The following is a 22,502-nucleotide window of genomic DNA, read 5'->3' on the forward strand; positions in this document are numbered from 1 at the left end:
CTAAAGCTGCAGGCCGCTCAGCTGCGCTTGCGGCTGCGACCACAGCGCGCCGAGTTCTACGCCCGTGATCCCTTCGAGGCTGTCCCGGAACACTCTGCCCGGAGCCTGCGGTACGACGACCTCGCAGGGAATGACGAGCACGACGCATCCGGCGGCCTGCGCCGACGCGGCACCGGTGGGAGAGTCCTCGATGGCAAGGCACTGAGCAGGGTCCAGCCCCAGCAGTTCCGCACCTCGCAGATACGGGCCGGGGTGCGGCTTGCCGAACGGCACCTCGTCACCACACACCGAATGGTCGAAGTGCTGTCGCCCGAGGGTGTCGAGTGCGCGCTCGGTGAGACGACGCTCGGTGTTGGTCACCAGGGCTGTGCTCAGGCCGTGTTCACGCACCGCCTGCAATGCCCGAAGTGCGCCGGGACGCCACGGGATGCCGTCGGCGAACAACTCTTCGACGCGGGTGAACATCCACTCCTTGGCCTCGGCGAGCAAAACCGGGTCCTGCCCGAGGCCGAGAGCGTCGAAGATGACGCCGAGCGCATCGGCACTGGACGCACCGATCGTCTTCAGCCGTGTCTCCTCGGTCATGGGACCGCCGAGGTGCAGCGACAACTCCCGCACCGCGACGTCCCACATCTTCTCCGAGTCGAGCAGCGTTCCGTCCATGTCCCACAGAACACCTGCGAGTTTGTTGCCCGCCTCAGACATTGAAGTACTTCGCCTCGGGATGGTGCAGAACGAACGCATCCGTGGACTGTTCCGGATGCAACTGCAACTCCTCGGACAACTTCACACCGATCCGCTCGGGCTCGAGCAGAGCTACCATCTTGGCCCTGTCTTCCAGGTTGGGGCACGCGCCGTAGCCGAACGAGTAGCGGGCACCGCGATACGCCAGGTCGAAGAATCCGGACACCTCCGACGGGTCTTGTTCCGCCATATTGTGTCCGCCGGGCAGCACCAGTTCCTCCCGCACGCGGCGATGCCAGTACTCGGCCAACGATTCCGTCAACTGCACACCGATGCCGTGCACCTCGAGGTAGTCGCGATACGCGTTTGCAGCGAACAGCTCGTTCGCGAAGTCCGCAATGGGCTGCCCCATGGTGACCAACTGCATCGGGAACACGTCGACCTGGCCGGTTTCCTTCGCTTCGGTCCGCGAGCGGACGAAGTCGGCGACGCAGAGAAAGCGGTCACGGTGCTGACGCGGGAACGTGAACCGGAAACGCTCGTCCGCATCGGGCTTCGGTTCGGTGAGCACCACCACGTCGTCACCCTCGGACACGGCCGGGAAGTACCCGTACACCACCGCGGCGTGCGCAAGGATGCCTTCCGTGCTCAGGCGATCGAGCCAATACCGCAGCCGTGGGCGACCTTCGGTCTCCACCAGCTCCTCATAGGTAGGACCGTCGCCGGACCGCTGTCCGCGCAGGCCCCACTGTCCGAGGAACAGGGCACGCTCGTCGAGGAGTCCCGAATACTCGGACAGCGAGACGCCCTTGACGATCCGGTTACCCCAGAAGGGCGGATTCGGGACGTCGATGTCGGTGGCCACGTCGGACCGCTCGGGCACCTCGATCGGCGTTTCGGCGGCCTTGCGTTTCTCGGCGATCCTTTTCGATCGTTCGTGGCGGGCTTTGCGCTCCGCCGCCTTCTCGCGGGCCGCGATCGCCTCCGGGCTGTCCGGATCGGGTCCGCCGCCGCGCTTGACGGCCATGATCTCGTCCATCCGATGCAGGCCCTCGAAAGCGTCCCGCGCGTAACTGACCTCACCCTCGTACACCTCGGCGAGGTCGTTCTCCACATAAGACCGGGTAAGGGCCGCTCCCCCGAGCAGCACAGGGAACTTCTCCGCGACGCCCTTGGCGTTGAGCTCCTGCAGATTGTCCTTCATCACCACGGTCGACTTCACCAGCAGACCGGACATGCCGATCACATCGGCCCGCTGCTCGATCGCGGCATCGAGAATGGTGGCGATCGGCTGCTTGATGCCCAGGTTCACGACGTCGTATCCGTTGTTGCTCAGGATGATGTCGACCAGGTTCTTGCCGATGTCGTGGACGTCGCCTTTCACCGTGGCGATGACAATGCGACCCTTGCCGTCCTCGTCGGTGGCCTCCATGTGTGGTTCGAGGTACGCCACCGCCGCCTTCATCACCTCGGCGGATTGGAGGACGAACGGCAGCTGCATCTGACCGGAGCCGAAGAGTTCGCCGACGGTCTTCATGCCCGAGAGCAGCGTCTCGTTGATGATCTCGAGCGGCGGCTTCTGCGTCATGGCCTCGGTGAGGTCCTCGTCGAGGCCGTTGCGCTCCCCGTCCACGATGCGTCGCTCGAGTCGTTCGAACAGCGGCAGAGCAGCAAGTTCCTGGGCGCGCGATTCACGCGCCGACGCCGCCGAGACACCCTCGAAGAGTTGCATCAGCTTCTGCAGTGGGTCGTAACCCTCGCTGCGACGGTCGTAGACCAGGTCGAGGGCCGTTTCTCGCTGCTCGTCGGGGATGCGGGCCATCGGCAAGATCTTGGACGCGTGGACGATCGCCGTGTCGAGACCGGCCTCGGTGCACTCGTGCAGGAATACCGAGTTGAGCACCTGCCGCGCGGCCGGATTGAGACCGAACGAGATGTTCGACACACCGAGGGTGAAGTGCACCGCAGGATGTCGCTTCTTCAGCTCCCGGATCGCCTCGATGGTCTCGATGCCGTCCCGGCGCACCTCCTCCTGACCGGTGGAGATCGGGAAGGTGAGCGCGTCGATGATGATGTCGGACTCGTCGAGACCCCAGTTGGTGATGATGTCCTCGAGGAGTCGCTCGGCGATCCGGACCTTGTGCTCCGCGGTACGCGCCTGACCCTCCTCGTCGATGGTCAGGGCCACCACCGCGGCGCCATGTTCCTTCACCAGCCGCATGATCTTCTGGAACCGCGAATCCGGCCCGTCGCCGTCCTCGTAGTTCACGGAGTTGACGGCGCACCGACCACCGAGATGCTCGAGGCCCGCCTGCAGCACTGCTGGCTCGGTGGAGTCCAGCATGATCGGCAACGTCGACGCCGTCGCGAACCGGCTCGCCAGAGCGGCCATGTCTGCGGCACCGTCGCGGCCGACGTAGTCCACGTTGAGGTCCAGCATGTGAGCGCCGTCGCGGGTCTGGTCCTTGGCGATGTCGAGGCACTTCTGGTAGTCCTCGGCGATCATCGCCTCACGGAACGCCTTCGATCCGTTGGAGTTCGTGCGCTCGCCGATCATCAGGATGCTCGCATCCTGCTGGAACGGCACCGCGGTGTAGAGCGAGGACGTCCCCGACTCACGCACCGGGTTACGCTCGGCCTTCTCGACCAGGCGCACCGCCTCGGCCACCTGCCGGATGTGCTCCGGGGTGGTGCCGCAGCAACCACCCACCAGCGCGAGCCCGTACTCGCTGACGAACCCGCTGAGCGCCTCCGCCAGCTCCTCCGCCGTGAGCGGGTACTCGGCGCCATTGGCTCCCAGCGTCGGCAGACCGGCGTTGGGCATGACCGACACCGGCAGCGTCGAGTACTTCGACAGGTGCCGAAGGTGCTCGCTCATCTCGGCCGGACCGGTAGCGCAGTTGAGTCCGATCATGTCGATCCCGAGCGGCTCGAGGGCGGTCAGCGCGGCACCGATCTCACTGCCGAGAAGCATCGTTCCGGTGGTCTCCACGGTGACGTGCGTCATGATCGGCAGCCGGGAGCCGAGCTTGTCCATCGCCATGCGACTGCCGAGGATCGCGGCTTTCACCTGCAGAAGGTCCTGGCACGTCTCGACGAGGATCGCATCGGCGCCCCCGTCGATCATTCCCATCGCCGCCTCGGCGTACGCGTCCCGCAGGCTCGCGAACGATGCGTGACCGAGTGTCGGCAGCTTGGTTCCCGGGCCCATCGACCCCAGCACGAACCGGCCCATGCCGTCGCGTCCCGGCCCCATCTCGTCGGCGACCTCACGTGCCAGCCGAGTACCTTTCTCGGCCAGTTCACGGATTCGGTCCTGGATGTCGTAGTCCGCCAGGTTGGGCAGGTTGCAGCCGAACGTGTTGGTTTCGACGGCGTCGGCCCCGGCCTCGAAGTACGCGCGATGAATGTCTTTCAGCACGTCGGGGCGGGTGTGGTTGAGAATTTCGTTGCAGCCCTCGAGGCCCAGGAAGTCGTCCAAGGTGAGATCTGCGGCCTGCAACATGGTGCCCATGGCGCCGTCGCCGATGACAACGCGCTGGTTCAACGCATCGAGCAGGGCAGAGTGAAATGGCGCAGACATGCCGTCCAGACTAATGGGCGCGGGGGCGGATGCTGGCCGTAGGCTGGGTGGGTGAGTTCCAGTGAGTTCCCTGTCACGCCCGCGGGCCGCGACGATGACGCCTTCGACACCGCGGATGCCGGCGCCGAAGACAACGGCGTTCCCGTGCTGCGTGACCCTGTCATGGTCGCCGCCTTCGAAGGCTGGAACGACGCCGGCGACGCCGCGAGCGGGGCCGTCGAACACCTGGAGTTGACCTGGGACGCCCAGCCGCTGGCCGAGCTGGATTCCGAGGAATACTACGACTACCAGGTCAATCGCCCTACCGTCCGGCAGGTAGACGGCGTCACCCGGGAGATCGTGTGGCCGGCCACCCGCCTGTCCGTGTGCTCTCCACCCGGCAGTGAGCGTGACGTCGTTCTTCTTCGCGGTATCGAACCGAACATGCGCTGGCGTAGCTTCTGCGAGGACCTCCTCGAGCTGATCGACCAACTCGAGATCAGCACCGTCGTCATCCTGGGTGCGCTTCTCGCGGACACGCCGCACACCCGGCCGGTCCCCGTCACCGGCAGCGCGTACAGCAGTGAGGCCGCCGAGCGGTTCAAGCTCGAGCAGACGCGATACGAGGGGCCTACCGGCATCACCGGGGTGCTGCAGGACGCCTGCGTCCGCGCCGGTGTGCCCGCGGTGTCGTTCTGGGCGGCCGTGCCCCATTACGTGTCGCAGCCACCGAACCCGAAGGCCACCGTCGCTCTGCTCCAACGCGTCGAGGATGTTCTCGACATCGAGGTTCCGCTCGGTGAGCTGCCGAGCCAAGCCGACGACTGGCAGGAAGCCGTCACGGAGATGACCGCCGACGACGAAGAGATCGGCGACTACGTCCGCTCGCTCGAGGAACGCGGCGACGCCGAGACCGACATTTCCGAGGCGATCTCGAAGATCGACGGTGACGCATTGGCGGCCGAGTTCGAGCGGTACCTCCGCCGGCGTGGGCCCGGCAGCTTCGGGCTGTGACGGAGCGCTCCCCCGAGTCGCTTCGTTCTGCACTGCAACGCCTCGCCCTTTATGGTGGTGGCTTCCTCGGACCCTTCGGCGGCGGCATCGTCGTCTCGATCCTCCCCGAGATCGGCGACGACCTGGGTGTGGGCGCCGCAGCCGCCGCCAGTTCCCTGACGGCGTACCTGCTGCCCTTCGCACTGGTGATGCTCGTGTCGGGAACACTGGGGGCGCGCTGGGGTCGCACTCGGACGGTGCGGGCCGCCTACGCCGTCTACCTGGTGTCGTCGCTCGCGTGCTTCCTCGCGCCCACGCTGCCGTTGTTTCTCGGCGCGCGGGTGTTGCAGGGATGCTCCAACTCGTTCACCACGCCCCTGCTGCTGGCTGCGCTCGCCGCCTCCACGCCGAAGAAGCGTCTCGGACGTGCACTCGGGATCTTCGGCGCCTTCCAAGCTGCAGGTCAGTCGAGTGCGCCGCTCGTCGGCGGACTGGCCGCCGAGATCGACTGGCGGCTGTCGTTCCTCGTCATCGCCCTCGTCGCCGCGGCCTTCGGCCTCATCGGAATACCGGACGCTGCACGCGACGAGCCGGGGGCCGCGCGTCCACGCCTGCGCGACGCGCTGACACTGCCGGTGCTGCGAATGGGTGTTGTCGCACTCCTCGGCTGGGGCGCCCTGGGGGGACTCAGCTTTTTGGTGGCGTTCCGTGCCGAGGACGTCTTCGGCCTGAGCCCGACCCAGCGGGGCCTCCTGCTCACCGGCTTCGGAGTGGCCGGAATCCTCACTGCGCGCCTCGTCGGCGGAGTGATCGACAGGATCGGCGCACGGACGGCCGTCGTGATCGGTGCCGTTGCCGGTGCCGTGCTCATCACCGCCGCCGGCACCGTCTCACTCCTCGCCGTCGTGGCCGTGGCCTGGTTCGCGGCCGGAGCTGCGGGCCAGTTCATCCTGGTCGGCGTCAACGCTGCAGTTCTCGGGTCTTCCGGACCGAATCGGGGTGGGGCGGTATCGGTGGTCCAGGCATTGAGGTTCACGGGCAATGCGCTGGCACCCATTACTCTCACTCCCGTCTATGCGATCTCCCCGGCAGCGGGGTTTCTACTTCCTGCCGTGCTGCTCGCGGTGGCGGCTCCCCTGCTCATGCCGCGCGACAACTCCTCCGTCTGACGCAACTTCCGCGGACCCTGTGAGATGTTCCTGATTCCCATGTAACTTCCGCGCAGCCGTTACGACACGGCGGGGGCGGAGCCTCGTCCTATGGCCAACACACCGAGTTCGAGCAAGCTGCTGGTCGTCGGCAACGGTATGGCCGGCGCACGCACCGTCGAGGAGATCATCAACCGCGGCGGCCGCGAGCGATTCGAGATCACCATGATCGGCGACGAGCCTTACGGCAACTACAACCGCATCATGCTTTCGCACGTCTTGTCCGGCGAGGCGGCGGTCGACGACGAGGACCTGATCCTCAACCCGATGGGTTGGTACACCGCGAACGGCGTCACCCTCCACGCCGGCGATCGGGCGGTTGCCCTCGACCGCTTCGCGAAGACCGTCACGTGTGAGAGTGGCCGCGTCGTCGACTACGACGTGTTGATCATCGCCACCGGAAGCAACACGTTCTTCCCCAACATGGACGGTCTCAGGGAAGCCGACGGACGGCTCGCCCGCGGTGTGTTCGGGTTCCGGAACATCGCCGACACCAACGGCATGCTGCAGATGGCGCAGGCCCACGACGACGTGTCCGCCGTCGTCATCGGTGGCGGGCTCCTCGGACTCGAGGCTGCCTACGGGCTCCGCACCCAGGGCCTCGAGGTCAACGTAGTGCACTCCCCCGGCCACCTCATGAATCAGCAGCTCGACGAGCGCGGCGGCAGCATGCTCCGCTCCGAGATCGAGAAACTCGGTGTCGGGGTCCATACCTCGATGCGGACCACCGCGGTTCTGCGCGACGATGCGGGACGTGTCACGGGTGTCTCGTTCGTCGACGGCAGCACTTTGGACGCCGACATGGTCGTGGTCACCGCCGGTATTCGGCCCAACGTCGAAATGGCGCGGGCGGCCGGACTGGTGGTCGAGCGGGGCATCGTGGTCGATGACCAGATGCGGTGTGAAGACGAGGGTTCGGTGTACGCCGTCGGCGAGTGCGCACAGCACCGCGGCGAAACGTACGGTCTCGTCGCCCCGGTGTGGGAGCAGTCGGTCATTCTCGCGGAGGTTCTCACCGGCACGAATCCCGAAGCGGCATATGTCGGTTCGCGCACAACCACACAACTGAAGGTGGCGGGCGTCGACGTGGCGGCAATGGGTGTCAAAGGTCCGGAAACCGCCGACGACGAATTCGTCCAGTACTACGAACCCCGCAGCGGCACGTACAAGAGCCTCGTCGTCCGCGACGGAAAGTTGATCGGCGCCACCCTCATGGGCGACATCAGCAAGGCCGGCTACCTCACTCAGGCATTCGACGGGAAGGTCCCGCTGCCCGAAGAACGCATCAGTATGCTCTTCGACCTCGGCACACCCAGCGTCGCGGCCAGTGCCGCCGATCTGCCCGACGACCTGCAGGTATGTAATTGCAACGGAGTCAGCAAGGGCGATCTGGTCGCGTGTGTGCACTCCGGGGCCACAACACTGTCCGCAGTGTGCGCACAGACGCGGGCAGGTAAGGGCTGCGGGTCCTGCAAGGGACTCGTCGCCGACATCGTGGCGGCCGCAGCGGGTGGTGAACTGGAGGTCGACCCGGCCGCCGACTGGTATGTGCCCTGCATCCCGATGTCCAAGCCCGACTTGATCGCTACGATCCGCGAACGCGACCTGCGGGCCGTGTCGCAGGTGTTCGCGGAACTCGCGACCGACGGCAAGGAGGACGCGGCGGCGAAGATGCCGTTGGCTTCGCTGCTGCGGACCGTCTGGGGTCCGGACTGGGTGGACGAACGCGGCGCCTTGTTCATCAACGACCGGGTGCACGCGAACATTCAGCGTGACGGCACCTTCTCGGTGGTGCCACAGATGAAAGGCGGCGTCACCACCCCGGATCAGCTCCGCAAGATCGCTGATGTAGCCGACAAATACGGCGTGCCACTCGTGAAAGTGACGGGCGGACAGCGTATCGACCTGCTGGGCATCAAGAAGGAAGACCTCCCCAAGGTGTGGGGTGATCTGGACATGCCCTCCGGGTTCGCCTACGGGAAGAGCATGCGCACGGTGAAAACCTGTGTCGGTACCGACTTCTGCCGGTACGGCCTGGGCGATTCGACGAGTCTCGGCATTGCGATCGAAGAACGCTTCCAGGGCCTCGAAACGCCGGCAAAACTGAAACTGGCTGTGGCCGGCTGCCCGCGCAACTGCTCCGAGGCGTTGTGCAAAGACTTCGGCGTCGTCGCCGTGGGCGACGGCCGCTGGGAAATATATGTCGGCGGCGCAGCGGGCGCCCACGTGCGCAAGGGTGATCTCTTGGCGACCGTCGACTCACCCGAAGCCGTACTGGAACTGGGTGGACGGTTCATCCAGTACTACCGCGAGAACGCGAAATGGCTCGAGCGCACCTACGACTTCGTGCCGAGAGTCGGACTCGAGCACCTTCAGGCGGTATTGGTCCGAGACGAGGAGGGCATCGTGGCAGGGTTGGATCAGCGCATGCAGACGGCAGTCGACGGCTACCGTGATCCATGGAAGGAACGCAGCGCACCGAAATCACCGGCACAGTTCGCGCCGTCGCTTCCTCTCCTCCCACTCCCCCAGGTGCCGGTTCGATGACCGCGACCATCGAGGGTGCATCGGAGATTGCACTCGGCCCAGTCCACGACCTCACGCCCGGCGAGGGCCGCACGTACGTCGTGCAGGGCCGACAGGTCGCCGTATTCCTGCTGTCGGACGGCACCGTTCGCGCCATGGACGCCGTGTGCCCACACAAGGGCGGCCCCCTCGCCGACGGGCAGATCGACGACGCGGTCGTGATGTGCCCGCTGCATCAGTACGCGTTCTCCTTCGACACCGGAGCCTGCACGTCCGAGGGCGTCGAGTCGGTACGCACCTACCCCGCATCGGTGCGGGACGGGATACTCACCCTGTGTGTCTAGGCACCTGCTCGCGAGAACACCGCCACCAGAAACTGCGACTCGTCGGTGAACGGGCGCAGATCCCACGTCGAGAGTCGCAGATCCACGGCGAGACCAGCAGTCGCGGCGTCGGTCAGGAATTGTGAGAAGTCGTACCCGCGGTCGGCACCGAATCCCACCACCACCCGGCCTGCGGGGCCGAGATGGCGAGCGAACCCCGCCAACACCGCTTCCCGCGTGGACGGCGCGAGGAACGTCATGACGTTCCCGGCGCAGACGATGACATCGAAGTCTGCTTTCACCCCGCGGCCCGGCAGATCCAACTCGGCGAGATCACCGACCAGCCAGGTCGGGCCGGGATAGTCCTCCTCGGCAGCCGCAATCAGCACCGGATCGACATCGACACCGACCACGACGTGCCCGGCCTCGTGCAGATAGCCACCCAGGCGACCCGGCCCGCACCCGGCATCGAGAACCCGGCCGCCACGGCCGAGCATCGCGTCGACCAGCCGCGCCTCCCCGAAGATGTCTTTTCCCTCGGCCGCCATCGTCCGGAACCGCTCCACGTACCACGTGGAATGCGCTGGGTCGGCGGCTGCGAGTTCCTCCCATTGGCTGGGAGTGCGTTCACTCATCGTCGATCTCTCCTCGCTTCGGCCCGCATCCCGTACACCGTGCCACCCGAACTCGTCGTGTGAAGCCGAGGCTATCCCAGGTGACCGAATGCCGAATTGCACGCACCTTTTCCGGCCCGACACGTACGGCTCGGGCGGGCCGATGCCTCGGCGGTTGAGAGTGGTTCGAGTGGGAGGTGAGGTGCTGGGGTGAGCTGGCCAGTCGGTTGGGGGCTGACAGCACTACCGGATTTTTCGGTTAATTATGGAGTTCCGTCCTGGACAGATATAACACACTTTCACCTGTACGCCCTTTCCGGTAGCTGGGACGACCAGAATGGCGCACAAACGCTCCCCACCAGCGGTACCGGCGCCGGCCGGTAAAGCGCGCTCCCCCGCGGACTGACTCACCGTGCCAAGCCCCTCCCCGATGGAGCTCGACGCTCCCCTTGGGAAGCCCGGTCATCGAGATCCCGCACATATCGGCGACTCCCCCGCGGCTGTCGGATAGTCGTCGCCGTGGCGCGGTGAGATTCTTGCGAAAACCGACCCCTCAGCGGCACCGGAAACGCGGGCCCCATTCGGACTTTCCAGGCATTCCGTCTGTGACAGATGTTACTGTTGTGGCGTGCCGGGTCAGGAGAACACTGAATTCGCGGGTCGCGAGCAAAAGGTGCCATTCCCCAAGCCGGAGCGCGACATCGACCTCTACCGCCGGTCGATCGCGACGCTCCAGGCAGCGCTCCCCCACGGCTGGACGTTGACGTCCGGTAAGTCCCGCTCGCTCCCCGACGCTCCGGAACGCCTCCTCGTGGGTGCGCCGAACGGCGAGGTAGCCTCCTTCTCGGTCATCCCCGCTCGCGGTGTGCTTGCGGGGGACGCGGCCAGATTCGCAGACAGCCTTTCCGATTCTGATCGCGGATTCGTTTGTGCGCGTTATCTTTCCGAACCGGTTCGGCGTCAACTCGATGCGCGTGGCCTCTCCTACGCCGACGCCACGGGCAATACCTCGCTGTCTGCCGACCGGCCGGCAATCTGGGTACGTGATCGCGGTGCCGACGCCGACCCCTGGCGCGGTCCCGGCCGGCCTGCGGCCCAGTTGACCGGCGACCCGGCCGCCCGGGTGGTGCGGGCGCTCGCCGACCACTCCGGTCAACTCACCGTCCCTCAACTCGTCCGGCTCTCCGGGGCCTCGACTGGAGCCACCTATCGAGTCGTCGAAACGCTCGAAGAACGCGATCTACTGGAGCGACTCCCCCGGGGACCCGTGACGAGGGTGCGGTGGCAGCACATGTTGCGTGCCTGGAGCAGCGACGCCAGTTTCAAGGACTCCCCCACTGTCGGATATTTCGCCCCCGAAGGCGTCGCCGCCGTCCTCGCCGGTCTCGCGAAGCACGCAGATCAGCTGTATGCAGTCACGGGCTCGGTCGCTGCGGCAGCATTCGTCGACTACGCACCGGCGCACCAGGTGCAGATCTATGCCGACCACGGCGAGGCCCTCGCCAAGGCCCTCCACTTGCGCCCCGTCGACGAAGGCGCCAACGTCCTTATCGCCACTCCCCGGTCAGCGGCCGTGTTCGAGCGCACGCTGTTTCGCGAGAACGTTCGCTTGGTGGCCCCGACGCAGGCCTTCGCCGACTTGCTTGCCGGAACCGGGCGTCATCCCCAAGAGGCTGAGCATCTCCTCAGCTGGCTCTCCGACCACGAGAGCGAATGGCGAACCCCACTCGCCCCACACACTCCTCCGTGACTGCGATCGCTCAAATATCGAGGAAAGTGGTCGATACGAGCGACACGCCGCCGCCACGCCGCGCGTGATGGCGGGCACAGGCCCCTCCGAGTAGCAGGATGTACATCTTGTGGCCGCGACGAGCGCGTCGGAACGGCCAGGCGGAATTCACAATCCGTTCGCACACGAATAGGGGTACTTGCATGTCCATGGGAGTCGGGCTCAGGATCGGCAGTGTCGTGTCCACAGCGGTGGTCGCGTCGAACGACCCGGGGTCGCCGGATCCCGTCGTCATCGTCAGGGACACCGTCCTGCACATGTGCCCGGACGGCACCGCGATCCTCGGTGGTTCGGCACCACAGACCCTCGGTCGGACGCACACCGTGTCGGGATTTCTTCCTCGGGTCGGTGACCCTGCCGGCGTCGCGCTGGCTGACGGCACCCGTTACCGGGCCGAAGACCTGGTCGCGGGCGCCATGCGCTGCCTGCTCCGGGAGTGTGAACCACTGCCCGACCACGGTGGGCGGACCGGCGGCGCTCCCGACATCATGGCGTCGTACCCCACAAGGTGGGACTCGACTGCAGTTGCCGCCCTCCGCGACGCCTTGGACTACGCCGACATGTCGTACCTGTCCCTGGTATCGGACGCCGAAGCCGCGGCCGCCTGGTTCGAATCCGAAATTGCCGAACGTCCCGGACAATTGGTCGGTATTTATCATGTCGACGACACGGGCGCGACGGTTGCGTTGATCCGTTCAGGAGTCGAGGCGGGAAAGGCCTTCCGCTTCGCGTCGGGGGGAACGCCCTCCGCCCAGATCGCCACCGCACTGGGGGCGTTCGGATGGCTTCCGAGCAACCTCGACGCGGTCGTGGTCACCGGTGACGGGCTGATTGCGCGGGATGCGGCAGCGATTCGAGGCTTCGCGACCTCGGTGAGCGAGAAGTTCGACGTGCGGTGTGTGGTCGGCCCCGGCCCCGAACAGACAGCTGCCCTCGGCGCCGCCATTCGCGCGGCGGGCTTCAATCCGACGACTCACCGGGTGACCCCGATCGGGCTCCCACCCTCCTACGACGTCACCGAGGTGATCGACGCCGTTGTCGGCGAGCCTTTGCCCGCAGCGGCCGAGACGCCGAGAGGATCCGCGGCGCGCACGACAGAACCCACATCTGCCGCGGCAGTGGGTGCCGCCCCTGCGCGTGCCACGGGTGCAACGGCGGTCGCGACACCGCCGGAACCGCGCGCCGTCGCGCAGGACGCGCCCATTACCGGCGCCGACACCCGCAGTTCCTGGCTGGTCGCAGCGGTAGTCGGCTTGGCGCTCGTACTGGTCGCCATCGTCTTCGTCCTGTTCGTCCTGTGACATCCGACCTGCTCTCTGCGTAGAGGCCCTACGGACTGGGGTCTTCGGTCAGGACCTGCGCTGGGTGGCGGCGACGGCTGTTGTCGCCTACCCGCGCGGGATCGCTAGTTCGCGAAATTTCGGGATTCCGTCCCGGCCCGATTCATCGGCGACGGATAAAGGCGCAGGTCGGCACGGCGTTCGGCCACTGGGTACACGACCGCATAACCTGTTCCGGTGAGCGAATCAGGCAACTCCCGTGAGTGGTCGCGTCCCGAGGGGCCACTCCCCGATCTCCTAGTCCGCGACGATCGGTTGAAGCTGTTCTCCTTCGCCACCGCCGAGAAACGCGTCGAGTATCTGTGGGTGCTCCGGGCATTCGACCATGCCCGCGCCAATTACGTCGTGCTCCTGCATGCCGCAGAGGTGGCCACCATCCTCGGACGCATCGCCGCCGACGACGCGTCCGGGCAGCTCTCCCCTGCCGAGGTCACTCCCCTGCTCGAGCAACTCCACGTATGGGAGGTTCTCGAACGCAGCTACGACGGAACGCGGGCCGCCAGCCTCGCCGAGTACCGAAATCGGCACTTCGTCTACCAGTTCAGCCAGGCCGGTTACCAAGTGTTCCGGGCCGTCGAGGAGGTCCTCGCCGCCCGCCTCGACGACGCCTCACTTTCCCGGCTCGCTCTGCCCGAACTGCTGGCGGACATGAAGGAACTCGCTGCCGCCAACAGGGTCGCCGACAACGACGTGATCTTCCGAAAACTCAGTCGCCTCGACGCCACGCTGTCCGACATGGCCACCCGTGCCGCTCACTTCTATCTCACACTCGGCGATCTGGTGCGCACTACCGAAATCACGCCCGAAACATTCCTGTCCCACAAAGATGCGCTCCTCACCCACATGCGCGAGTTCAGTTCCGACTTGTCCCGCTACGCACCGAAACTGGCCGAAGCGATCAGAGAGGTCGAGGACACCGGGATCGACGACCTCCTCCGGAGGGCCGCGATGAGCGACGAGCGGGTATTCCTGCCGCCCGCCGAGCGGGAAGCCGACTGGCGGGCACGATGGAACGGCCTCACGCACTGGTTTCTGCCACCGGAGTCCGGGCCGAGTGAGTCGGAACGGCTCCGGGAAGGGACCATGAGCGCTATCGCCGCCGTGTTGTCGCTTCTACGCCGGGTCACCGAGACGCGGCGGGGAGGCGTCAGCCGGGAAAGCCAGCTGCGGCACCTCGCCGGTTGGTTCGCTGCCACACCTTCCGAGGAGGCGGCGCACGCGCTGTTCCGCGCCGTGTTCGACCTCGGCCGTCCCCGCCATCTGTCCATGGTGCACCCGGACGCCGACATCATTCCCGACTCACGGTCGTGGTGGGAGGCACCGCCCGTCGAGATCTCCCGCACGCTCGCCGAGACGGGACGTGCGCCCTCCCCCGGCGCCCCCGCCCGTGTCCAGCGGAACGACGCCGGCATCAGACGGTTACGAGAAGAGCAGCTGGCTGGTCAGCGGGCCCGAGCCTCGGCGGCGAAATCGCTCGCGTCGGGAGGAGTGCACGAACGGGTGCTCGACAACGCGGAAACCGATGTTCTTCTCAGCCTGCTCGACGCTGCGTTGACGGCTCGTGTCCCCGTGAGCGGGAAAGTCGGCGGCGCGTCCGGATCCGGTAACGGGGTGAAACTCACCCTGACTCCCCATTCGGAATCGACGGTGGTACACACGGCCCGCGGCCGGCTCCACCTCGACGGACTGCGGGTGACGGTCCAGTGAGGGCACGGGAGATACCGCCGCTCGCGCTCGACTCCTACCAGCGGGCGGCCCGCATCATTCTGTCCAATCATATGGTGACACCGACCTACCCGGATCGGATCGCGCTTCCGCTGCTCCGCCGGTGGGCCACCGAGTTACGCGATGACCTGCTCGATCTGTTCGGATATCGACTCGAGGTCACCGAAACCACCGCGCGGTTGTTCACCATTGCCGATCGACTCGACGCCGGGGCCCCGGCCAAGACCGCGACGGATCGAACGTTCGACCGTTACCGCTATGCATACCTTGCACTGGCACTGGCCGCCCTCGGGCGGGCGGGCAATCAGATCACCCTTTCCGAACTTGCAGACCACGTGGCCGCCTCCGCGGCGCAGGTCGAGGGCATCGAACTCGCCACCGAGCGGGCCGCCGACCGGGACGCCTTCGTCGACGCGGTCGGCTGGCTCGCGACCCGGGGCGCGATAGCGCTGGCCGACGGTGACGCGGGTAGCTGGGCAGCCAATCCTGATGCGGGTGAGGCGCTGTACGACATCGACCGCTCGGTGGTCATCGCCTTGTTCCGGCCGTCCCGCGCTCTCCAGCATCTCCGGTCGGTCCGTGAACTTCTTTCCGGGCGCGGAGGCGACTCCGATCCCGCCGCGTTCGACCGCGCTGTCGAAACCAAGGAAGTAGCTCGGCGCGTCCGACGCGCCCTCATCGAGCGTCCCGTCGTCTACGCGGCCGAACTCGAAGAGGACGAACAATTGCAGCTCGCCCTCCCTCGAACGGCAGCCGACGTCGAACTTCTCACCGGACTGGTCGCCGAAAGGCGGCGTGAGGGCGTCGCCCTGATCGACTCGTCGGGACGCCTGTCCGACATCCGGTTTCCGGGCACCGGCACCGTCGCGCAGGTCGCGTTGTTGTTGGCGGGCGAGCTCGCGGATCACCTGCTCGATCCCGACGGGGCCGAACCGGTGCAGCTGCCGGTGCCCGACCGACAGGCGACAGCTCTGATCGAGCAGCTGGACGGTGCCGTTCCACTGTCCGGAATCTTCGACAGCCTGGCCACAGATGCCCCCGCCAACGCGGCGACGCTGCCGGCCGCCGAACCGGTTGCGTATCCATTCGTCGAGGACAGCTGGATTCGACTGACCATGGCGTCACTGGTGGATCAATTCGGCAAGACGTTCGCTGCCGGGTGGCAGGCAGATCCCGAGGGTTTGGGACGTGCCGCAGTCGCACTGCTCGACCGCCTCAGCCTGGTCGCCGCCGTTCCCGGCGGGATTCTCGTACTACCGGCGCTGGCGCGATATCGCGGAGTCGTGGTCAACATTCGCGACCGCACCCCCGAAATCGATCTGTTCCCCCATTCCTCGAACGACAGCAAGGACACCTTCGCATGACCAGCGCGCGCTTCCGGCCCACCCGTGCCGGAATCATCAACCTCTGGGACTACCGCGACCAGGAGTTCTCCTTCGCCGACGGACGACTGGTGTTGCGGGGACCCAACGGGTCGGGCAAGACCAAGGCGCTCGAAGTCCTGTTCCCGTTCGTCCTCGACGGCCGCATCGAACCGCGGCGCCTCAATCCATTTGCGGGTGAGGAGCGGACAATGAAGTCGAACCTTCTCTACCGGGGCCAGGACAGCGCGTATTCGTATGTGTGGATGGAGTTCTGTCGAGGGCCGAAGGATGATCCCGAAGCCGTGACGGTCGGTATCGGCATGCGCGCGACGAGGTCCAACGACAAGGTCACCCGGTGGTATTTCGTCGCCGACGGTCGCGTCGGCGTCGACTTCTCCCTGCTCGGCGCAGACGATCGCCCGCTGACGAAGAAGCAGTTGGGCGAGCAGATCGGAACCGATTGTCTGACCGATCGGCCGGTGGACTATCGCGCTGCGATCGATGCACGCATGTTCGGCCTCGGCGCCGAGCGATACGACCAGTTGATCAATCTGATCCTCACCCTCCGACGTCCACAGCTTGCCAAGAACCTCGATCCCAAGGGGTTGTCCCAGGCCTTGACCGACGGTCTGCGCCCCCTCGACGAGCAACTGGTCCTCGAGGCTGCCCGTTCGTTCAGCGACATGGAAGAAGTCGGACGTGCCCTCGAAGGCCTCGCCGCGGCGGACGGGGCAACCCAACGATTCATCAGTGTGTACACCAAGTACCTGCGCCAACAGGCGCGTTCGGACGTCGACCAGCTGGCCGGGCGACTCGACGCCGTCGAGAACGGGATTGCCGCATTACGGGAGACTGCGGCCGAACAGACCCGCAGCCGGGAAGCACGCGAAGCGGCCGAGCAGGGCTTCATCGACGCCGAGCGGGCACTGGATCAGGCGACCGAAAATCTCGACGCCCTCAAGCGTTCCACCGCCTACGAGGGACGCACACAACTCGACGATCTCGCCCAAGCCGTGGCCACTCTCGAGAAGGCCACCGAGCAACAGGTCGACAAGGCGGCCAAAGCGCGGGCCACGCTGTCGCAGCGCACCGAGGAAGCCGAACGGGCCGACGCCGCTGTCGCGAAACTGGTGGAGGCGCTCGCGCGCGCCGAGGACGAATTGCACGTCGCTGCCGAGGACGCCGGCATCACGTGGACCCCACTGCCCGCCGGTGCCCGCTCCGCCCAGCTGACTGCGGCGCTGCACGGGCACGCCGAGGAGCGGGACGGCGACGTGCGGGCCGTGCGGGCTGCGTTGAGCACGGTCGAGAAAGCCGCCACCGAACGAACCCGCGCCGACGCCGCAGCACGTCGCAGTCGCGAGCAACTCGAGCAGGCCAGGGCCGCGGTCCTCGAAGCCGAAGCGGCTGTCGAGCTCGCACGCAGCGAAACCGCCGTCTCCCTGCGGTCCTGGTGGGTCGAACATGCGCCGCTCTACACCTCCCTCGGAGTGCCCGCATCGCTGTTCGACGCACTCGACGCCGCGCTGCACCGAGTCGGTGACGACGACGCACCCACCTTGGCCGAAGTGCTCACCGCACATACCGCCGACGCCGTCGAGTCGCTCCAATTCCGTCGTCGGCGCGCCGAATCGGACATTACGACCCTGACCGAGCGGATCAGCGACCTGCGGGCCACCCGTGCGGAGGTTGCCGCCGAGCACGACGACGCCCCGGCGCCCTTCGCGGCCCGAACGGGGTCGCGGAAGGACTTGCCCGGCGCACCACTGTGGCGTCTCGTCCGCTTCCGCGACAACGTGGAGGCCGCAGCGGCGACCGGCGTCGAGTCCGCGCTACAGGCCGCCAACCTCCTCGACGGGTGGATCTTCGGCGGCGACGGACCGCTGCCGGACACCGAGTCCGAGCAATTTCTGCTGCCACTGCCGACGGGCGATCGCCCGGACGGTCCCACCCTGGCCGACGTCCTCGAGGTCGAGCCCGACACCGGCGTCCCCGCTGATCGCGTGCAGGCCGTCCTCGAGTCCATCGCCGTCGTGCCCGACAGCGCCTCGGTGTCCGGCACGACGGTCGCCGTCGATGGTGCGGGCGGGTATAGGCAAGGCGTACAACAGGGTTCGCATGCCAAGGGCGACGCGGAGTATATCGGCGCGACGGCACGTGCGCGCAGACGTGCGGCCCGCATCGCCGAACTCGATCGGACCATCGACGAGTCCGAGGCAGCGCTGACCGACGCCCGCACCGCAGAGGCGGAGGCCGTGGCGCTGTTCGCTCAGGTCGCCACGACCAGCCGGTCACTGCCCCGCACCGCATCGGTTCTCCGCGCACTCAAATCGGTGACCGAGAATGCGGGGATGCTCCGCTCACGCACCGAGGCGTCCGCGGCGGCGGATCGCGATCTCGATCAGGCCATCGCCGACTTGTCGGCCAAAGAGAAGCAGCTGCGCACGGCGGCCGTCACCCACCGAACTCCACACGTGGCACGCGAGATCGACTCACTGGCCGCAGCCATCCGGCACTTCGAGAAGCAGGGCGAGCTGGTGTTGCGCTGTCGGCGTGAGCATCTCAAGGAACTCGAGCACACGCGGGAAACGCACGAGCGGCTCGCGGAGGCACGTGGCAACGCGGAGGAGTTCGCCGAGGAGGCGGCCATCGCCGAAGAGAGTCTCGCAACACAGGTCCAACGGCTGGACACCCTCCGTGAGAGCCTCGGCGCCAGCGCGGAGCACATCGATGCTCAGCTCGAGGAAGCGCATGCCCGGATCGAGGCGTGCAAGCAGCGGCAGCGGGAGGCCCGCAAAGCGGACAAGGATGCGGGAGAGGCGATCGGCAAAGCCGAGGGCGCCTACGCGGCGGCAGTTGCCACCCTGCGCATCGCGCTCACCGAAACCCACAACGATGCGGCGCGCCTGGCCCCGTACGCACGACGCGACCTCCTCGAACTACTCGGCGTCGACACCGAGCACGTGTGGCCGGCGAGTCCTGCGGCCTGGATGAACGCGGATCAGCTCGTCTACCGAATTCAGAACGCGGACAACACAGCACAGGTCTTGCCCGCCGAGGTGCTCGCCCTGTACAGCGCGCTGGACTCGGCCACCGACGCGGTGCGAGTCAGCGAGGCGGCACGCAAGTCCACCCGCACCGCGCTCACCACAGCCCTGCAGGACTTCGACGCCGGCCTCGCATCCGCGGGTCAGGACTACCGCGTGCACTGGGATGCACCCGACGGGCTCACCGTGGTACAGGTCCAAGACGATCAGGGTTACTCGTCGGTGGGTGCGTTCGCGTCCCGCATCGCCGCTGCCCGGGCCGATCAGGAACTCCTCCTCACCGACTCGGAACGACGCATACTCGAGGACGCCCTCCTCACCGGACTCGCGCAGCAGATCCACGAACGTACCGTCGACGCCCGCGACCTGATCGCGCGAATGGGTTCGGAGATGCGCGAGCGGCGGATGTCTTCCGGTAACACGATCGGCGTGCACTGGGTTCTCGCCGACAACCTCGACGACAACGCCCGCGCCATCTCGAAGCTGCTCGATCGCGACGCGTCCGCGCTGAGTCCGGACGATCTCGCCGCCATGCGTGCACATTTCGCGGCCCAGATTCGCACCGCCCGGGCCGCGCACCCCGAACGCTCGTACCCCGAGATCCTCGCCTCCGCACTCGACTACCGCAGGTGGCGGGTGTTCTCCTTCACCCTCGTCGGCGGAGACGGCAGCGAAGACCGCCTCACCGTCGCCCGGCACAGTGCACTCTCCGGCGGTGAACAATCGGTGTCGCTCCACCTGCCGCTGTTCGCGGCCGCCCACGTGATGCTCGACTCCGCTGATCCACACGCACCGCGACTTCTCGCCCTGGACGAGGCCTTCGCCGGCGTCGACGACAACGGTCGGGGTGAACTCCTCGGTTTGAGCGTCCAGTTCGACCTCGACCTGTTCATGACCGGGTACGACCTCTGGATCACGTATGCCGGGGTCCCGGGGTGTGCGCACTACGACCTCGCGCACTCGACGGCGGAACACAGCGTCAGCGCCGCACTGCTGGTATGGGCAGACGGCGAACTGCTCGCCGAACACGACGGAACCGATCTGGCGCGGGCACTCGGATCACCCCTGCGTCGACGAGTGCCCTCCCCCGTCGAGGGCGGGCTCGAATTCGCCGAGGTGTGAGGTGTGACTACCTGGGGCACTCCCCACCGTGAGTACTTCTCAACCTCGGTTTGTTAAGAAGTACTCACGGGTGGAGTCGGACGCCGAGCAGTGCGTCGACCGCTGCAGCGAACTGGCGCGGGGCATCGGTGTCGGAACCGGCGTGATCGAGCGCGCGGCGGGCCCATCCGTCGAGTGCGTCGAGGGCCTTCGGGGTGTCGAGGTCGTCGGCGAGATGCTGACGCAGCCGGGCGATCGTGTCCGTGGCCGACTGCGCCGACTCGAGGGCGGCCGCGTCCTTCCACAGCTTCAGCCGGGTGTGCGCGTCGGCGAGTACCTGCTCGGTCCACGGACGGTCCTGCCGGTAGTGCCCCGACAGCAGTCCGAGCCGGATGGCGGCGGGGTCGACGCCTTCGCCCCGCAGCTTCGACACGAACACGAGGTTGCCACGGCTCTTCGACATCTTCTCACCGTCGAGACCGATCATCCCGGTGTGCACGTAGTGGCGTGCGAAGCGACGGTCGCCGGTCACGGATTCGGCATGTGCAGCCGAGTACTCGTGGTGCGGGAAGATCAGGTCACTGCCTCCGCCCTGCACGTCGAAGCCCGAGCCGATGCGATTGAGGGCGATAGCCGAACACTCGATGTGCCAGCCGGGACGACCCTGCCCGAACGTTGCCGGCCACGACGGTTCGCCGGGGCGGGCGGCACGCCACACCAGGGCGTCGAGGGGGTCTTCCTTTCCAGGGCGGTCGGGGTCTCCCCCGCGCTCGGCGAAGAACTTCTCCATCGTCTCGCGGTCGTATCCGGACTCGTAGCCGAACTGCTCGGTGGCACCGGTGCGGAAGTACACATCGGGAAATTCGGCGTCGTCGACGATGTACGCGGCACCGGAGGCGAGGAATTTCTCGACGAGTTCGACCACTTCGTTGACGGATTCGACCGCGCCGATGTAGTCGCGGGGCGGGATGACCCGTAGGGCCTCCATGTCCTCGCGGAAGAGCGCCGTCTCCCGCATGCCGAGGACGACCCAGTCTTCGCCGTCACGGGCGGCGCGCTCGAACAGCGGGTCGTCGACATCGGTGACGTTCTGGACGTAATGCACCTCGTGGCCTGCGTCACGCCACAGCCGGTTGACCAGATCGAATGTCAGGTAGGTGGCGGCGTGGCCGAGGTGGGTGGCGTCGTAGGGGGTGATACCGCACACATACATGGTCGCCGTGCGCCCCGGGGTGACCGGTCGAACCTGCCGGTCAGCGGTATCGAACAACCGCAGAGGGGGACCCTGGCCAGGGACGGACGGGACAGCGGTATCGGACCAAGACTGCATGCATGCGAGCCTAGTGGACCGGCGTCACCGCCCTCGAGGGAGCCGCCGCCCGTCGCCGGGCAACCCGGATTCCTGGGTCGTGCACGCACGTCTCAGAATGCGGGCCACGGGATCGGCCGGTGCCCGTTGGGACGGGGCATCACGGGGGCGTCGAGCAGGTCGACCGCCCGTTCGTAGAGGGCCGCGACCTCGGCGGAGGTGATGTGCTCCGCGAGCCGCGCACCGAAGTCGCCCTCGAGCGCGGGAATCAGTTCGGCGATGTCGACCACCAGGGCACCCGGCACCTGCGTCCCCGCCCACCCCCACAGCACGGTCCGTAATTTGTTCTCCCTGTGCAGGCAGATGCCGTGGTCGACTCCGTACACGGAACCGTCGAGTCCTTCGAGCGCATGCCCACCCTTGCGGTCGGCGTTGTTGATGAGTACGTCGAGGACCGCCATACGCTGCAGCCTGGGGTCGTCGGCGTGGATGAGGGCCACCGGCTCGCCATCCATGTCGCTGGCGCGAAGAATTTCGAACCAACCGTCCGGCACTGCGCCGGGCGCGCAGATGTCGACCAGATCAAGTCCGGGCCGGTCGTCTCCGTGGCGGTCGGCCGTGTCCACCCATTGCTGCACCATCCCCCGTCCGAATGGACCGTCCCGAAGAAGAGTGCGCGGAATCACACCCCATCCGAGCTGTTCGGACACCAGATACGACGCGTACTCCCTGCCGGCGAGGGTTCCGTCGGGGAAGTCCCACAGCGGCCGCTCCCCGCGAATCGGTTTGTACACACACCGGACCGCGGTCTCACCGATTACCGCATCACAGACCAATGTCGCGTTACTGGCGTGGGTGATCTGGCCGATGAGGGTCAGTTCGCCGAACTCCAGAGGATCCGACTCCTCGGCGGGCAA

General features: G+C 66.8%; 14 protein-coding genes. 9 read left to right on the forward strand and 5 right to left on the reverse strand.

Features of this window, described 5'->3' with window-relative positions:
• Together R4P95_RS24265 and metH are read right to left on the reverse strand one after the other, a co-directional pair.
• Window positions 1-705, reverse strand: coding sequence for an HAD family hydrolase (locus R4P95_RS24265; protein ID WP_213572278.1), 705 nt, complete (start codon window positions 703-705; stop codon window positions 1-3).
• On the reverse strand, window positions 698-4,267 hold the full coding sequence (gene metH, locus R4P95_RS24270) for a methionine synthase (protein ID WP_317744681.1): 3,570 nt from the start codon (window positions 4,265-4,267) through the stop codon (window positions 698-700). Before metH ends, R4P95_RS24265 begins: the two co-directional genes overlap by 8 nt.
• A 51-nt stretch (window positions 4,268-4,318) precedes the next feature.
• Here metH and R4P95_RS24275 point away from each other — a divergent pair, with 51 nt between their 5' ends.
• The 4 genes from R4P95_RS24275 to R4P95_RS24290 all read left to right on the forward strand — a co-directional run bounded on the left by R4P95_RS24275 (window position 4,319) and on the right by R4P95_RS24290 (window position 9,317).
• Window positions 4,319-5,260 carry a PAC2 family protein gene (locus R4P95_RS24275; RefSeq protein ID WP_159922007.1) on the forward strand — a complete coding sequence of 314 codons (942 nt, stop codon included), beginning with the start codon at window positions 4,319-4,321 and terminating at the stop codon, window positions 5,258-5,260.
• Complete coding sequence (locus R4P95_RS24280) at window positions 5,257-6,408, forward strand: MFS transporter (protein ID WP_317744679.1); 1,152 nt, start codon at window positions 5,257-5,259, stop codon at window positions 6,406-6,408. Before R4P95_RS24275 ends, R4P95_RS24280 begins: the two co-directional genes overlap by 4 nt.
• A gap of 90 nt (window positions 6,409-6,498) precedes the next feature.
• Entirely contained in the window at window positions 6,499-8,994 is a 2,496-nt protein-coding gene (nirB, locus tag R4P95_RS24285) for a nitrite reductase large subunit NirB (RefSeq protein ID WP_317744677.1), read from the forward strand.
• Window positions 8,991-9,317: a Rieske (2Fe-2S) protein gene (locus R4P95_RS24290; RefSeq protein ID WP_159922001.1), complete on the forward strand. Its 327-nt coding sequence runs from the start codon at window positions 8,991-8,993 to the stop codon at window positions 9,315-9,317. Before nirB ends, R4P95_RS24290 begins: the two co-directional genes overlap by 4 nt.
• On the opposite strand, the gene R4P95_RS24295 is transcribed toward R4P95_RS24290, so the two are convergent.
• Window positions 9,314-9,931, reverse strand: a complete 618-nt coding sequence (locus tag R4P95_RS24295) for a class I SAM-dependent methyltransferase (RefSeq protein ID WP_250768496.1) — start codon at window positions 9,929-9,931, stop codon at window positions 9,314-9,316. The two genes, R4P95_RS24290 and R4P95_RS24295, sit on opposite strands and share 4 nt — an antisense overlap.
• A 607-nt stretch (window positions 9,932-10,538) precedes the next feature.
• On the opposite strand from R4P95_RS24295, the gene R4P95_RS24300 reads away from it, so the two are divergent.
• From R4P95_RS24300 to R4P95_RS24320, 5 genes are all read left to right on the forward strand, one after another.
• Window positions 10,539-11,660, forward strand: coding sequence for a helix-turn-helix domain-containing protein (locus R4P95_RS24300; RefSeq protein WP_317744676.1), 1,122 nt, complete (start codon window positions 10,539-10,541; stop codon window positions 11,658-11,660).
• Window positions 11,661-11,842: 182 nt separating this feature from the next.
• A complete protein-coding gene (locus R4P95_RS24305; RefSeq protein ID WP_213572285.1) occupies window positions 11,843-13,000 on the forward strand; it encodes a hypothetical protein in 1,158 nt (385 codons plus the stop codon).
• Window positions 13,001-13,294: 294 nt separating this feature from the next.
• Window positions 13,295-14,746 (forward strand): TIGR02677 family protein, encoded by a 1,452-nt coding sequence (locus R4P95_RS24310; RefSeq protein WP_213578044.1) that lies wholly within the window; start codon window positions 13,295-13,297, stop codon window positions 14,744-14,746.
• Window positions 14,743-16,128: a DUF2398 family protein gene (locus tag R4P95_RS24315; protein ID WP_317744675.1), complete on the forward strand. Its 1,386-nt coding sequence runs from the start codon at window positions 14,743-14,745 to the stop codon at window positions 16,126-16,128. Before R4P95_RS24310 ends, R4P95_RS24315 begins: the two co-directional genes overlap by 4 nt.
• Window positions 16,125-20,297, forward strand: coding sequence for a TIGR02680 family protein (locus R4P95_RS24320; protein WP_317744674.1), 4,173 nt, complete (start codon window positions 16,125-16,127; stop codon window positions 20,295-20,297). The genes R4P95_RS24315 and R4P95_RS24320 overlap by 4 nt, the downstream gene beginning before the upstream one ends.
• A gap of 64 nt (window positions 20,298-20,361) precedes the next feature.
• Here R4P95_RS24320 and mshC read toward each other — a convergent pair whose 3' ends face one another.
• A complete protein-coding gene (mshC, locus tag R4P95_RS24325; protein ID WP_317744673.1) occupies window positions 20,362-21,606 on the reverse strand; it encodes a cysteine--1-D-myo-inosityl 2-amino-2-deoxy-alpha-D-glucopyranoside ligase in 1,245 nt (414 codons plus the stop codon).
• Between the two features lie 92 nt (window positions 21,607-21,698).
• Window positions 21,699-22,502: an SCO1664 family protein gene (locus tag R4P95_RS24330; RefSeq protein ID WP_109329529.1), complete on the reverse strand. Its 804-nt coding sequence runs from the start codon at window positions 22,500-22,502 to the stop codon at window positions 21,699-21,701.

It is taken from the genome of Rhodococcus sp. IEGM 27 (assembly GCF_033142305.1).
In the GTDB taxonomy this organism is placed as follows: domain Bacteria; phylum Actinomycetota; class Actinomycetes; order Mycobacteriales; family Mycobacteriaceae; genus Rhodococcus_F; species Rhodococcus_F oxybenzonivorans.

What these genes read in the sequence shown, in the direction of transcription:
- R4P95_RS24290 (WP_159922001.1), top strand. Translation starts at nt 8,991, where the DNA reads ATGACCGCGACCATCGAGGGTGCATCGGAGATTGCACTCGGCCCAGTC.
- nirB (WP_317744677.1), top strand. Translation starts at nt 6,499, where the DNA reads ATGGCCAACACACCGAGTTCGAGCAAGCTGCTGGTCGTCGGCAACGGT.
- R4P95_RS24320 (WP_317744674.1), top strand. Translation starts at nt 16,125, where the DNA reads ATGACCAGCGCGCGCTTCCGGCCCACCCGTGCCGGAATCATCAACCTC.
- metH (WP_317744681.1), bottom strand. Translation starts at nt 4,267, where the DNA reads ATGTCTGCGCCATTTCACTCTGCCCTGCTCGATGCGTTGAACCAGCGC.
- R4P95_RS24265 (WP_213572278.1), bottom strand. Translation starts at nt 705, where the DNA reads ATGTCTGAGGCGGGCAACAAACTCGCAGGTGTTCTGTGGGACATGGAC.
- R4P95_RS24305 (WP_213572285.1), top strand. Translation starts at nt 11,843, where the DNA reads ATGTCCATGGGAGTCGGGCTCAGGATCGGCAGTGTCGTGTCCACAGCG.
- mshC (WP_317744673.1), bottom strand. Translation starts at nt 21,606, where the DNA reads ATGCAGTCTTGGTCCGATACCGCTGTCCCGTCCGTCCCTGGCCAGGGT.
- R4P95_RS24295 (WP_250768496.1), bottom strand. Translation starts at nt 9,931, where the DNA reads ATGAGTGAACGCACTCCCAGCCAATGGGAGGAACTCGCAGCCGCCGAC.